At 52.3% G+C, this 13,195-nt stretch carries 12 protein-coding genes; 10 read left to right on the top strand and 2 right to left on the bottom strand.

Annotated elements, in window-relative coordinates:
* Positions 1-100: 100 nt before the first annotated feature.
* A complete protein-coding gene (locus tag MWU62_RS07340) occupies positions 101-1,594 on the bottom strand; it encodes a CoA-acylating methylmalonate-semialdehyde dehydrogenase (RefSeq protein ID WP_247114226.1) in 1,494 nt (497 codons plus the stop codon).
* A gap of 176 nt (positions 1,595-1,770) precedes the next feature.
* Between MWU62_RS07340 and MWU62_RS07335 the strand changes: the two genes are divergently transcribed.
* The 6 genes from MWU62_RS07335 (at position 1,771) to MWU62_RS07310 (ending at position 7,166) form a co-directional block, all read left to right on the top strand.
* Positions 1,771-2,646: an AraC family transcriptional regulator gene (locus tag MWU62_RS07335; protein ID WP_247114225.1), complete on the top strand. Its 876-nt coding sequence runs from the start codon at positions 1,771-1,773 to the stop codon at positions 2,644-2,646.
* Positions 2,647-2,770: 124 nt separating this feature from the next.
* Complete coding sequence (locus tag MWU62_RS07330; protein WP_247114224.1) at positions 2,771-3,199, top strand: SRPBCC family protein; 429 nt, start codon at positions 2,771-2,773, stop codon at positions 3,197-3,199.
* 148 nt (positions 3,200-3,347) lie between these two features.
* On the top strand, positions 3,348-4,148 hold the full coding sequence (locus MWU62_RS07325; protein ID WP_247114223.1) for an MBL fold metallo-hydrolase: 801 nt from the start codon (positions 3,348-3,350) through the stop codon (positions 4,146-4,148).
* 97 nt (positions 4,149-4,245) lie between these two features.
* Positions 4,246-4,971, top strand: coding sequence for a YebC/PmpR family DNA-binding transcriptional regulator (locus MWU62_RS07320; RefSeq protein ID WP_247114456.1), 726 nt, complete (start codon positions 4,246-4,248; stop codon positions 4,969-4,971).
* Positions 4,968-5,702 carry a glutamine amidotransferase gene (locus MWU62_RS07315; RefSeq protein ID WP_247114222.1) on the top strand — a complete coding sequence of 245 codons (735 nt, stop codon included), beginning with the start codon at positions 4,968-4,970 and terminating at the stop codon, positions 5,700-5,702. Before MWU62_RS07320 ends, MWU62_RS07315 begins: the two co-directional genes overlap by 4 nt.
* 18 nt (positions 5,703-5,720) lie before the next feature.
* A complete protein-coding gene (locus MWU62_RS07310; RefSeq protein ID WP_247114221.1) occupies positions 5,721-7,166 on the top strand; it encodes a phospholipase D family protein in 1,446 nt (481 codons plus the stop codon).
* A gap of 33 nt (positions 7,167-7,199) precedes the next feature.
* Here the strand turns inward: MWU62_RS07310 and MWU62_RS07305 are convergent, their stop codons facing one another.
* Positions 7,200-7,892 (bottom strand): class I SAM-dependent methyltransferase, encoded by a 693-nt coding sequence (locus MWU62_RS07305; RefSeq protein ID WP_348645631.1) that lies wholly within the window; start codon positions 7,890-7,892, stop codon positions 7,200-7,202.
* Between the two features lie 205 nt (positions 7,893-8,097).
* Here MWU62_RS07305 and MWU62_RS07300 point away from each other — a divergent pair, with 205 nt between their 5' ends.
* From MWU62_RS07300 to rluF, 4 genes are all read left to right on the top strand, one after another.
* Entirely contained in the window at positions 8,098-9,120 is a 1,023-nt protein-coding gene (locus MWU62_RS07300) for an AraC family transcriptional regulator (RefSeq protein ID WP_247114220.1), read from the top strand.
* A 258-nt stretch (positions 9,121-9,378) separates the two neighbouring features.
* Positions 9,379-11,190, top strand: coding sequence for a choice-of-anchor D domain-containing protein (locus tag MWU62_RS07295; protein WP_247114219.1), 1,812 nt, complete (start codon positions 9,379-9,381; stop codon positions 11,188-11,190).
* A 98-nt stretch (positions 11,191-11,288) separates the two neighbouring features.
* Complete coding sequence (locus MWU62_RS07290) at positions 11,289-12,113, top strand: DUF6160 family protein (protein WP_247114218.1); 825 nt, start codon at positions 11,289-11,291, stop codon at positions 12,111-12,113.
* 135 nt (positions 12,114-12,248) lie between these two features.
* Positions 12,249-13,190, top strand: coding sequence for a 23S rRNA pseudouridine(2604) synthase RluF (rluF, locus tag MWU62_RS07285; RefSeq protein WP_247114217.1), 942 nt, complete (start codon positions 12,249-12,251; stop codon positions 13,188-13,190).
* Positions 13,191-13,195: the final 5 nt, after the last annotated feature.

Genomic DNA, 13,195 nt, shown 5'->3' with positions numbered 1-13,195 from the left:
TCATTTACCTGGATCACCAGGCTAAAGAGCTCTTGGTCACGCAGAATTGAAATTGGGCCGGAAACAGGTTCCGGCCCGCACAATCCCACTGCCAACGCAATTAACGTAGCTGGATAGAGAAGTTAGCTTCCGATGATGCAGCCTCACTGGAGAACCAACGGGATGTGACCGTTTTGGTTTCAGTATAGAAGCGCACAGCCTGCTTGCCGTAAGCGTGTTGATCGCCGTAGAAAGATCCTTTCCAACCGGTGAACGAGAAGAACGGCAGGGGCACAGGAATGGGGATGTTCACACCCACCTGCCCTACTTCGATTTCATGCTGGAACTTGCGGGCAGCGCCACCGGAGCTGGTAAAGATGGATACGCCGTTACCGTATGGGCTCTTGTTAATCAGAGCAATGGCATTTTCCAGGCTGTCTTCTTCCATGCAGGCAAGCACCGGGCCGAAAATTTCTTCATTGTAGATATCCATCTCGGTGGTTACACCGGAGAACAAGGTTGGGCCAACCCAGTTGCCGTCAGGCAAACCATCAACCGTACAGCCACGACCGTCGAGAAGCAGGTTTGCACCCTGCGCTTCACCGGTGGCAATCAGCGCTTCAATACGATCTTTAGCCTTGGCTGAAATCACCGGGCCGTAGCTGGCGCCGGAATCGTTCCAGGCACCGGGGCGAACTTTTGCCATAGCCTCTTTCAGTTCCGGAATCCAGGCTTGGGCCTCACCCACAAATACGGCCACCGAAATAGCCATACAACGCTGGCCAGCTGCGCCAACAGACGCACCTACAAGGGCATTAAGAACCTGCTGTTTATCTGCGTCTGGCATGATAACCATGTGGTTCTTAGCACCAGCAAAGCTCTGAACGCGCTTCATATGACGAGTGCCGGTTTCGTAAATATAACGGCCAACCGGCACAGAGCCTACGAAAGAGATAGCCTTGATGGCGGGATCCGTAAGCAGTACATCGACCTGCTCTTTGCCACCGTGAACAACCTGGAGAACGCCCTTGGGTGCACCGGCTTCTTCAAACAGTTCGGCAAGGCGCATCGGAGTCAGCGGGTCCTGCTCGGAAGGCTTCAGAATAAAGGTGTTACCGCAGGCAATGGCCATGGGGAACATCCACAGAGGTATCATGGCCGGGAAGTTGAACGGCGTAATGCCCGCACACACACCCAGTGGCTGAATCCAAGAGTGGGTGTCCACCGAACGCGCTACGTTTCCAACCGTTTCACCCATCATCATGGACGCAACATTGGCTGCATGCTCAACCACTTCAATACCGCGCCAAACATCGCCTTTGGCGTCATCAAAGGTTTTGCCGGTTTCCTGAGACAGGATTTCCGCAATCTCGTCGTGGTGCTCTTTCAGCAGCGCCTGATAACGGAGCATCACGCGGGCACGGTCAGAAACCGGAACTTCTTTCCAGGTTTTGAACATTTCGCCAGCGGTGTCAATGGCTTTACGCATTTCGGCAGCGGTGGCGCAAGGCGTCCGGGCGATAACTTCATTGGTGGCCGGGTTGGTTACATCAATCCATTCGTTGGTCTGGCTCTGAACAAATTCACCTGCTAGGTACAGCGGAACGTTTGTCATCTGGGTATCCCTGTTTGTTGTTGTGCGGAAAACGCGCCAAAAGCACGATGCCTTTGACAATGAGAGTGCAATCTATGTTGAGACCTTAGCACGGCCACTGGCACTTGATGATTGACTAAATTTCGACCTTGATGGACTATCTTTCGATCAACCCACAAAAAACATAAGCATTCAGCATGACACAAACGTCCTTATGGCCAGTACCCAAAGACAGCATTCGCTACGTGGTACCAGCTCCCATTATTAGGCTTTTGTCTGAGCATCCACTCACTCGGGATCTCTATCCACTGGCATTCGGCCACTATCGCAGAGCCACAGGCCACCACATGCATCGGGAGCATCATCGCGACAATCTTTTGATTTACTGCACTGAAGGTAGGGCTTTTCTAAACTTGAAAGGAGAGCCTCATACAATGGAGGCGGGAGACCTTCTTCTACTGCCAGCTGGTGCCAGCCACCGTTACACAGCGGATCCGGAAAACCCCTGGACGATTCACTGGGTGCACTACACCGGGCCACTAGCCAACGAGTTTCACGAATACATGGGGTTTGACGCTTCAACACCCATCCGCCATTTGGGGAGGCAGCCTAGGCTGCTGGTGGATTTTAACGGCCTGCTGTCTGTTCGTCAGACGGGCTTTCGGGCGCGCGGCCTGATTCACGCAGCCAATCGTCTAAGGCAACTATTGGCAGCGGTTCCAATCAGTTTTGATGAAACAAGCCAAGAACGAAAAGCCGAGCTGGACACCATCAACAACTACATGCACGAACATCTCGATGAGCGCATTACTCTTGAGCAGCTTGCCGATCTTGCAGGGCTTTCTCCCGCGCATTTTGCGACCCGCTACCGTGAACAAACGGGCACTTCTCCCATCCAGCATTTCCTTCACCTAAAAGTAGAGCGTGCTTGCCAGATGCTGGACGCCACAAGCCTGAGTTTTACGGAAATAAGCCACCGCCTGGGCTATGACGATGCCTACTACTTCTCTCGGCTGTTCAAAAAGGTTATGGGGCAGTCACCCATGGATTACCGGCACACGCCCCGGCATTAACTAGACACAGACAAAGTTTCGACAAAGCACAACAGGCCAGTTACTCACCTGTCTCCATCTACGACTTTTGTTGCAGAAGCGAAACCGTTAGTCTTGGAGGGAAAGACACAAAAGAAGCATAAAAATGGCTACACATACTTTTGAAATTGACGAAACCTTCGACGTACCGCGCAGCAAGGTGTTTGCGCTATTCGCTGATCACAACAGCTTTGGGAAGCTTCTCGGGGCGCCAGTTAAGAGAATCAAGAACAGCAATCAAGCAGACCCCAACGGCCTTGGCTCTGTGCGCAAACTTGGCATCGGCCCGATTGGGTTGGAGGAAACAGTAACCAGTTTCGAACCGGATATGCTGATTGAATACACCATCACCAGTTTAAGTCCAATCCGCAATCACTTGGGTCGAATTCGCTTTGAAGACACCCCGGAAGGCCATACCCGAGTACGCTACCGTATTACCTTTGACGATGTTGTGCCCTACACAGGGAAACTGGTCAGTGTTGGGCTGGAACACGCCATACGTCGCGGGATCAAGCAGGTTCCCAAACTAGCCTGATTCACAGCTTCGAGCGATACATAACGTTACTTGATGGATATCAGATAATTGACCTGTGGCAATTGTTGCTATCCGTCAATTTTGTACTCTCCGCGCCACTTTCAACTAAAAGGCCTACCGGCCGATCCTCATCACTGCGGAGATCAAAATGGCAAACGAGCCGATCGTCCTGTTTGATAACGGGCACCACAAGTGCCTAATGTTTGACTCTCTGGTTACCGGAGAAGGCGTTCAGTCCAATCAATTTTTGATTGTTGACGGCAAACACGAAGCTTTGATCGATCCCGGCGGCGACCTCACCTACACACCGCTCGCGGTTGCTGCGTCCAAGTACATGAATATAAAGGAGATGGACTTTGTATTTGCGTCGCATCAGGACCCCGACATTATTGGCGCCATTGATCGCTGGATTGTTCATACCAGTGCAAAAATTGTCACATCAAAGCTCTGGGCGCGGTTCCTCCCGCATTTGGTATCGAGCTACGTTACGAATCAACTAAGCGGCAACGTTTACGATCGCATCGTTAGCATTCCGGATGCGGGCGCCAATGTAAAGTTTGGCGAATCTTACCTACAATGTTTGCCTGCTCACTTCATGCACTCTGTGGGCAACTTGCAGTTCTATGATCCTGTCTCAAAAATCCTTTTCTCCGGAGATCTGGGGGCATCGATGGGTGCTGCAGACGACCACCTTCCAGTTCAGGATTTTGACCGCCACATTCCTTACATGATGGGATTCCACCGGCGCTATATTGCCTCAAACAAGGTATGTAGGCTGTGGGCTAACATGATCCGAGAAATGGATGTGGCAATGATTGTGCCCCAGCACGGAAAACGCTTTGAAGGCCCGGTGATGGTTGACCAGTTTTTGAATTGGGTGAGCAGTGTGGAGTGTGGTATCGACCTGATGACGCAGGACAACTATCGCGAGCCGGTTGACTACATCTAAGCTCTTGCGGGACAGGTCAACCAAATAGGCCTGTCCCAAACGAGGATTCTTGCGTAAAATCTTGCCTTTTCACCCGCAAGTAGAAGGCATCGCAAAAATGGGCAGAGCCTACCAGAACCGCAAAGAATCCATGGCCAAAACCGCACAGGCCAAAACCAAGGTTTACAGTAAATACGGGCGCGAAATCTACATGAGCGCCAAGTCCGGCGGAACTGACCCGGATGGAAACCTATCACTACGCGGGCTGATTGACCGTGCAAAAAAAGATCAGGTGCCCTCTCACGTCATTGAGAAAGCCATAGATAAAGCCCGGGGCGGCGCTGGTGAAGACTACTCACCGGCCCGCTACGAAGGCTACGGCCCCGGCAACTGCATGGTGATTGTCGATTGCTTAACCGATAACCCTAACCGCACCTTTGGCGACGTACGCCTGGCCTTTACCAAAACCAAAAGCAAAATCGGCACACCGGGCACTGTTGCCCACATGTTTGACCACAGTGCCATCTTCGTATTCAAAGGCGAAGACGACGAAGCCGTGCTTGAAGCCCTGATGGAAGCCGACGTCGACGTTACCGATATTGAAAACGAAGACGGTCAGATCACGGTATTCACACCAAACACGGAATACGCCAAGGCTCGTCAAGCACTGACAGAAGCCTTTGCCGATATCGACTTCGAGGTAGATGAAATCCAATTCCTACCGAAAACCACAACGCCGGTTGAAGGTGACGACATCCCCATGTTTGAGAAGTTTTGCGACATGCTGAACGAGCTGGACGATGTGCAGAACATTTTTCACAATGCGGAATTGCCAGAACAGTGAGCCAACCTAAGCCGCAAGTGGCTGTTCTTAAAACCGGTAGCACCTACCCGAGCATCAAAGAAGAGTTTGGTGATTTCGATCAGTGGTTCTTGCGTGGCCTATCATCAGAGTTAGACATTACCGTATTTGATGCCGAGGCCGGTGAGCTGCCCGCCAATCCAGCTGACTGGGACGGTGTTGTGGTAACCGGCTCTCCGGCCATGGTAAGCGACCGCGAACCTTGGAGCGAAAGCGCTGCTCAATGGCTGGCTCGTGTGGTTGCTGAAACCATCCCCTTACTCGGGGTGTGTTACGGACACCAGCTTCTGGCACATGCTTTGGGTGGCGAAGTTGGTTACCATCCAGAAGGCCGCGAGAGCGGGACAAAACGCATAAAGCTGCTCGCCAGTGCTCAGGATGACCCATTATTCCGCGACATGCCTGCTAGCTTCAGCGCACAGCTCACTCATAAACAGTCCGTATTGAGCCTGCCTACGAGTGCAGTTTTGCTCGGTCGTAATGAGTTCGAGCCACATCAGGCATTCCGTGTAGGAAAGTGTGCGTGGGGCGTGCAATTCCATCCGGAGTTTTCCAGCGCTGTTATGAAAGCCTACTTGGGTGTGCAGGCGCCAGATTTGGAGCGTGAAGGGTTCGATCCGCAAGCTATGATCAGCTCGGTTACCGATGCTCCGGAAGCTACCGGTCTGCTGAAACGGTTTTCTGATTTGGTTAAAGAAAACCATGCTGGCTAAAACGACACAGAGCCGTTTATGACATTGAAGGTATTGTTCGCAGTTATCGTTCTGGCGTTGGTCGGCGTGGGGATCTATCACAGCTACAAGCCCCTGCCGCCCGGCATCAGTTACAACGGCGGCGCACACCCACTCAGTGATGCAAAGCTGTTGATAGATACCACCATCCACCACAGCGACGGCTCCGAAACCCGCGACCACGAGATATTTGATGAAATCCTGCGCCTCATCGGTCAGGCTCAATCCTTTGTTCTGGTCGATATGTTTCTCTTCAACAGCAGCAGCCCTGAAGGTGTGGAGCACCGCCGCCTTTCGGAGCAACTAACCCAAGCGCTTGTCAATCGGAAAACAGAGCAGCCGGAGTTGGAGATTGTTGTCATCTCTGACCCACTGAATACTCTTTACGGTGGCTCTGTATCGCCATGGTTTCAGGCTCTTCGGCAAGCGGGCATCCCCGTTACAGAAACCAACCTGCGACCGCTTCGGGACAGCAACCCTGCATGGTCTGCAATCTGGCGGGTCTGCTGCCAGTGGTTTGGTAACAATGCTGAAAGTGGCTGGCTGCCAAATGCACTAGGCACAGAGCCCGTTACTATTCGCAGCTACCTTGCCTTACCCAACTTCAAAGCCAACCATCGCAAGGTTCTGGTTGCCGACGACGGAGATACACTGCGCGCCTTGATAACCTCTGCCAACCCGCATGATGGCAGCAGCAGACATAGCAACGTTGCGATTAGTTTTACTGGCCCGGCGGTTATAGATGTTCTGAAAGGTGAGCAGGCGGTTCTGGCTATGTCTCGCCAATCTAACGCGGCACTGAACAAGCTGATCAACCAGAAAATGCCGCCTCAGGCAATCGCCGAGAATGCGGCCGGGACGATTGCAGTGAAAACAGAATCTGCGATTCGGGATACGGCACTAGAGATGATCTCCAGCGCTCAAAACGGGAGCCAGCTTGATCTCGCCTTTTTCTACCTGTCACACCGGGAAATTGTTACTGCTCTGCTTGATGCCCATAAGCGCGGTGCAAAAGTGAGGGTACTGCTTGATGCCAACAACGAAGCATTTGGCCATCAAAAAAGCGGCATACCCAACCGGCAAGTTGCACTGGAGTTGCACAAAGCGGACATCCCCGTGCGTTGGTGCAACACCTCCGGCGAGCAATGCCACAGCAAGCTGTTGATGCTACACCCGTCAACCGGCCCTACTGAGATTTTGCTAGGCTCCGCTAACTTTACTCGGCGCAATCTTGATGACCTGAATCTAGAAACCAATGTGTGGGTCTCCGTTGCATCAGATTCTGTACTAGCCACAAAGGCCAAGAGCTTCTTTGACCGCCAGTGGCAGTCTGGACCCGGCTCTGATCCGATTATGAGCTTACCTTACGAGCATTGGGCCGACGATTCAGCGCTGCGTTACTGGCGGTACAGGTTGATGGAAGCCACTGGGCTTTCGACATTTTGACCCAGCTGAATTACTAATTAGCATCTCATTTTTTTACACGGGCTTGTGAAAAATCGCCACGTCTTTACAGGGCACCGACATAACCCAGCCCATGCGTTCTGCAACAAGCCTCAAGGTTGCTTCACGATAAAACACAACATGAGTGGGGTCTCGGCGGTAATGCCAGTTGTCGAACCGCGCATCGCAGGTTTGAAAACACGTCATTATGCCAAGCCATCCTCCTGGCTTTAACAAGCTATCCAACTGAACAAATACCTTTGCCGGCTGATGCAAATGCTCCACTACCTCCGTGCAGGTGATGAAGTCGTACTGTTGATTTAGAACAGACGGCTCCGGGTAGAAGAAGGGGTCGTACAGCGCCACATCCATTGCAGATTCGCGAAATATTTTCGCAAGCGCCGGGCCGGGGCCGCAACCAAAATCCAGCCCTACCGCTCCCGGCGGGATGCGTTCAATCATCGGCAGCGCTAGCTTTTCCAGAAAGGCTCTATAGCCCGCATCGTCCGGATCATTGTTGTGAAGACCGTACACAGCCCGTTCTTCTTCCGCTGAAAGCCAGTTTTCCTGCGCCATTAAAGTTGCCTCGCAGAGCGGGCAACGTAAGTAGCTTTTGTCACCTACAACTCGAAAGCTAACCAAAGTAGCCTGCTCACACACAGTGCATGCGGCATCCTCACGAACGGCGGAATGTGCGGATCTGTCTACTGTTAGTGTTAGTTTCTTCAAACATCCTCCGGCTATATATGCTTAACCTGACAAATGTTTCATTTGTCATATTCGGCCATCGCGACCATTTCGTGACGGGCTGCCAAATCGACTCGATAGCTTCGTGCCTATACTGCACGCAAATAAAGAAAGTAACCGATTCACGCCCGAACCAGTAGCAAAACACGACGATTTTACGGGCTTCGCTCGTATCAGGGATAGGAATATGGATATTTCAAATCGTATGGCTCTTGAGGTGCCCCTGATCTCTGCACGCTATGCGCGTCGCTTCATCGAATTTATGGAACGCAGGGGTGTAAAACGGGCAGCCCTTCTAAACGACAGCAATATTACTGACGCAATGCTGGATGACCCAGACGCAAGTATCAGCATGCAGGAGATAACCTCCGTGCTGAGAAAAGCAGACTGGCTGATGAAAGACGAGAGAGCGGCCTTCCAGTTCGGGCAACAGCTGGATTTGCCCAGCCACGGTCTGCTTGGGTTTGCCGTACTTGGTCAGGATAACCCGCGACAACTTATCAGCATGATTGTCCAGTACCTGCGTGTTGGCCTGCCCTTGATGGATATGGAGCTTAACTCTACCGGACCAACCTTCAATATTCGCCTGCTCGACACATGGGGGCTTGGTGAGCTCAACCCCTGTATAACCAAAATGTACATGGGCAGTATTCACCGGGTGTCTGCGGAGGTATGCGAGCATTTCGACATCCAATTTGCTTTCCCGGCACGGCGTGATGCCAGCTCATGGCAGTCACTGGCTACGGATTGCGAGTTTCACTTCGACGCGCCCTATAACCAGATAACCATGACATTGAAAGGGCAGCCTAGCCAGAAGGATAACGTAAGCCTTCAGTTTCTTTTGGCCCGCACACGAAAAATAGCCGGACAACAAACCGGACAGGCCGATGAAACACTGATGCAGGTTCGGGAAATGATCATGAGCCAGCCTGGCCGACCTTGCACGACAAGTAATATTGCCCGGCGCCTCGACATAAGTGCTCGCACCCTGCGCCAACACCTTGCCAGTGCAGGTACTTCATTTCGTGAGGTAAGAAACGAAATTCGGGAAAGCTTCGCAACCTTATACTTGAGAGACACCAATGTGCCACTGGAATCCATTGCTGAAAAGCTTGGATTTAGTGATCAGGCAAGCTTCACCAAAGCCTACCGCACATGGACAGGAAAAACCCCCGGCGATGTGCGCAAGCAGTCGCAAAAAAGCCAGTAACTGCTCCAGTCAACTGAACAGCGAAGCAATTTGAAGCCGGTCACGGTTTGGACATTCTCTGCACATTATCGCCGCTTTGAACAAAAACCATGCCGCGAACGGCAATGACCCACGGCGGTCTTCAGGGGCCTAATAGGCCTGCACACTTGCGTATAAACGCGTGGCGAAAGGGTATTTTGCAAGTCCGATTGAATTAGTCGTTTTCGGTGTTGTCTGCGCGCCCTCCTATAATAACGATGCTTTACAGAGGACGAACTCATGAAACTCAGGAACACCAACCCCGGCGGACGCATGCTTGCGCCAGCTCTGGCAGCTGCGGCATTAATGTCTGGTGCCGGAAGCGCCATGGCCGCACCGGTCACTACCAATCTGCAATTCACCTGCCCGTTCCCCCTGATCGGCGATCAGCCTATCAGCGCGGAGATCAGCGCAGATATTCCTACCAGTGCAACGGTTGGCTCGCCTTTGCCTGCGTTCGCTGTAACCGCGATGACACTGGTCAACGAAGACTCGCGTACCGGCCTTAAGCTGGTGGGCTCTGAAACGGTTGAAGGCACCGCGGTAAATACCAACCAGATCATTACTGCTGGCCGAACTGTTGAGCAGACAGTAACGCTAACTATTCCCCCAAGCCCAATCCCATCAGAATCTGGCCCATTCACGGTTCCTGCCAACGGTCAGGCACCAGAATTCACGTTTACCGAGCAGGATATCGGTAATGCAGAAATCCGCGTTGGCGGTCTGACACTGAATCTGGTTGCTCGTACTGCTAACGGCTCCATTGCCCCCGCACCGATTGGTGAAATTACAACCAACTGTACGCTGCTTGCAGGCCAAGATAACTTGCTGCAAACCGTTGCTGTCCAATTCGACACTGTCGAAACACCACGCATTGCGGTAAACCGCGACGAAGTGGCCTTTGGTAACGTGCAAGCTGGCACCACCAAAGATGAGATCGTAACTCTGAGCAACACCGGTAATGCGGCACTTGGTATCAACGGTGTTTCGATTGCTGGCGCGAACGCCAGTGCATTCATGCAAAGCAACAGCTGTGGCACCATCGCCGCTGGCGAAAGCTGTGATGTAAACGTTACTTACATCCCCGATGGCGAAGGCACCCAAAGTGCAACATTAACGGTCAACTCAACGGATGCAGAAAACAGCTCTGTAGATGTTGCCCTGAACGGCCGCAGCGTGCTTGCGCCAATTCCGGAAATTGCTGTAACACCTGCCTCTGTAAACTTGGGCCGAGTTCAACTGGGCCAGAGCAACTCTACTTCGGTCACAATTTCCAACAATGGCAACGACACACTGCTGATCAACGGCATCGAGCTTGCCGGTCCTGATGCAAGCGAGTTCCTGCAGACAAACAACTGCACCACGGTCGCACCCGGCCAGACTTGCGCAGCTGAAGTAAGCTTCACAGCGGCGGCTGCAGGCGTGCGCAACGCACAGCTGGTCATCTCCTCTGACGATCCCGAGAATGCAGAAGTCTCCGTACCAGTAACCGCAGAAGGCTTTGAAGCACCGACTAACGAAATCGAGCTTCTGCTGGGTCTTGCAGGCTCTACCTATATCAACTCGTCGGACAGCACTCTGCCTCTAAACGGCAGCATCGCAACTCTTCTAGAGTTGGCGAGCGGCACCTTCGAAGCCGACCTAAACGTTGAGCCAACTGTTGGTAACTTCTCCATCAAGCTTCTGTTCAGCCGCCTAAACGCTACAGCGAACGTGGAATTCGAGCAGTCAGAAATGACCACCGGCAATCTGGTTAACGGCAAGCTGACCGCTAACTCCCACCTGTATGTGAAGGTTCCCAAAGTTCAACTCAAGCTGTTCGGTATCCCAATCCGTGTTGGTGGTGGTAGCCAGTGCCAGACAATCGAGCCTGTAGATATCACTCTGACCTCGGTTGAAGGCTCTAACTTCTCGCCTGCAACTGGCGGTGACGTGAGCGGCGTTTACAACCTGCCAGCACTCGAGAACTGTGGTCTTCTGACCAGCGTTCTTAACCAGTTCCTGACTGGTTCCGGTAACACCATCGACCTGACGTTGACCCCGGAGCTGTAAGGAAAAGAGGGCTAATTGAATAAGGCCCGTCCGGGCCAGCTGGGATCACACCGGCTGGCCCACATAACAAAAGCAAAAAAGCAAAAAAAGGAATAACTATGAAAAGCCTGAAGAAATCAGTACTGGTGCTGGCCATTTCAAGCCTGTCGTTCGCGGCAAGCGCAGAACTAAAGCCACTTGAAGACACTCATATGGGTAACATCACCGGTCAGGCCGGTGTCACCATTGAGCTGGAAACCAAAGTTAATATCGGTGAGTTTATTTATACGGATGAAGGCTCGCTTTCTGTGAAAGACATCTTCATCGGCGGCGCTAACCGCACCGATATGTTTGCCGAGTTTACAGACCCGACAATCCGAAACTTTTTGTTCGCCGATACAAGCGACCTGATCGATAACATTAAGATCGAAATCGATATTGCGGACGACGGCGACGCTTTGATCAACGTATTCCCACTCGTTGCAGCACCTATCGACTTTGCCGTTAGCACCGGGGAATGGTCATTGCAAGGACACACAGACTCCACTCTGCTGGCCAACAATTTTGCTATGGACGGTATTGTAACGGAGCTAAAAATCCGCATTGATACTGCAACCGACAAGATGAACGTGCAAACCTTGTTCGCCATCGACGATCTGGATGTTGATATCCCATTTTTGGCCCTTGGCATTCGTGACCTGCACCTTACTGGCGCAGACTTCGATCCAAACAACCCGATCATCACCAAGCTAGGCGCCAAAGTGAATATGGACATTTACAACGGCACCAGAGCCAATGGCGGCTCCGCTTTGGCAATCGACTTGAATACCTTCGAGGCTGACATGACTATCGGGCAAGTGCTCGTAGGCGGCACCTCTATCGGCTCTGTTGCTCTGGACAACTTGTCTGTTCAGAACACAGCTATGCGTATCTACGGCCACTAAGGCTGTTGGGGCCTCCGGCATGCCGGGGGCTCTATCTTCCCCCTTCACCCCCCTACCCTTTTATCCCGCTCAAGGGCGCAGAAATAAAATCTGGCTGGTATCATGCCCGAACTCTGATACGCAACCGGGTAACCGATGACCAACAACCAATCTACGCGCCTCAACAAATACATTAGCGAAAGCGGCATGTGTTCACGCCGTGAAGCCGACCGTTACATTGAGCAAGGCAATGTCTTTATCAATGGCAAGCGCGCCTGCGTGGGCGATCAGGTTTTACCCACAGATACCGTTAGGGTAAACGGCCAGATCATCGAGCCCAGAGCGGAAGAAGACTTGGTGTTTATCGCTTTGAATAAACCAGTGGGCATCGTCAGCACCACTGATGATGCGGAAAGACATAACATCCAGCGCTTTGTTGGTCACAGCACTCGCATTTTTCCTATCGGACGCCTCGACAAGGATTCGCAGGGGCTGATCTTCATGACCAGCAACGGCGATCTGGTCAATAAAATCCTTCGAGCTGGCAACAACCACGAAAAAGAATATGTTGTAACCGTCGACAAACCCATCACCAAGTCGTTTATTCAAGGTATGGCCGGAGGCGTTCCCATCCTTGGCACCATGACCAAGAAGTGCAAGGTGGTGCAAGAGAGCCGGTTTGTATTTCGCATAACGCTGGTGCAAGGACTGAACCGCCAAATTCGCAGGATGAGTGAGCATTTCGGGTTTGAGGTTACCCGGCTGGAGCGCGTTCGTATTATGAACGTTAACCTGAAAGGGTTGGCGGTAGGCCAATGGCGGGATCTAACGGAGAAAGAGGTAGCCGGACTTTTTGACGCGATTCGCGATTCATCTTCCGATGGCACCCCAGACAAGCCTAAAGCTGCTAAAAAGCAACCCACTGGAAAACAAAAGCGCTCTCACGGCCACTCACAAAACCACCCATCTAAAGCGCCGAAGTCGGGTAACAAACCGGGGGCTAAAGCTCCCCGAGGCAGGCCTGAAACCAGCAAAAAGCCCAAATCATCAAAACGACCCAAGGCTGGGAAACCGCGTCAGCGCAGCGTTAAGCGATAGAAAAT

Origin of the sequence: Marinobacter sp. S6332, assembly GCF_023016045.1 — a bacterium.
Taxonomy (GTDB): Bacteria; Pseudomonadota; Gammaproteobacteria; order Pseudomonadales; family Oleiphilaceae; genus Marinobacter.
Note: the sequence above shows the minus strand (reverse complement) of the source record. Positions and strands in the feature narration are given on the sequence as shown.

Excerpts from the sequence above, each read along its gene's own strand:
- MWU62_RS07340 (WP_247114226.1), bottom strand. The coding sequence starts at position 1,594 with ATGACAAACGTTCCGCTGTACCTAGCAGGTGAATTTGTTCAGAGCCAG.
- MWU62_RS07335 (WP_247114225.1), top strand. The coding sequence starts at position 1,771 with ATGACACAAACGTCCTTATGGCCAGTACCCAAAGACAGCATTCGCTAC.
- MWU62_RS07330 (WP_247114224.1), top strand. The coding sequence starts at position 2,771 with ATGGCTACACATACTTTTGAAATTGACGAAACCTTCGACGTACCGCGC.
- MWU62_RS07325 (WP_247114223.1), top strand. The coding sequence starts at position 3,348 with ATGGCAAACGAGCCGATCGTCCTGTTTGATAACGGGCACCACAAGTGC.
- MWU62_RS07320 (WP_247114456.1), top strand. The coding sequence starts at position 4,246 with ATGGGCAGAGCCTACCAGAACCGCAAAGAATCCATGGCCAAAACCGCA.
- MWU62_RS07310 (WP_247114221.1), top strand. The coding sequence starts at position 5,721 with ATGACATTGAAGGTATTGTTCGCAGTTATCGTTCTGGCGTTGGTCGGC.
- MWU62_RS07300 (WP_247114220.1), top strand. The coding sequence starts at position 8,098 with ATGGATATTTCAAATCGTATGGCTCTTGAGGTGCCCCTGATCTCTGCA.
- MWU62_RS07295 (WP_247114219.1), top strand. The coding sequence starts at position 9,379 with ATGAAACTCAGGAACACCAACCCCGGCGGACGCATGCTTGCGCCAGCT.
- MWU62_RS07290 (WP_247114218.1), top strand. The coding sequence starts at position 11,289 with ATGAAAAGCCTGAAGAAATCAGTACTGGTGCTGGCCATTTCAAGCCTG.
- rluF (WP_247114217.1), top strand. The coding sequence starts at position 12,249 with ATGACCAACAACCAATCTACGCGCCTCAACAAATACATTAGCGAAAGC.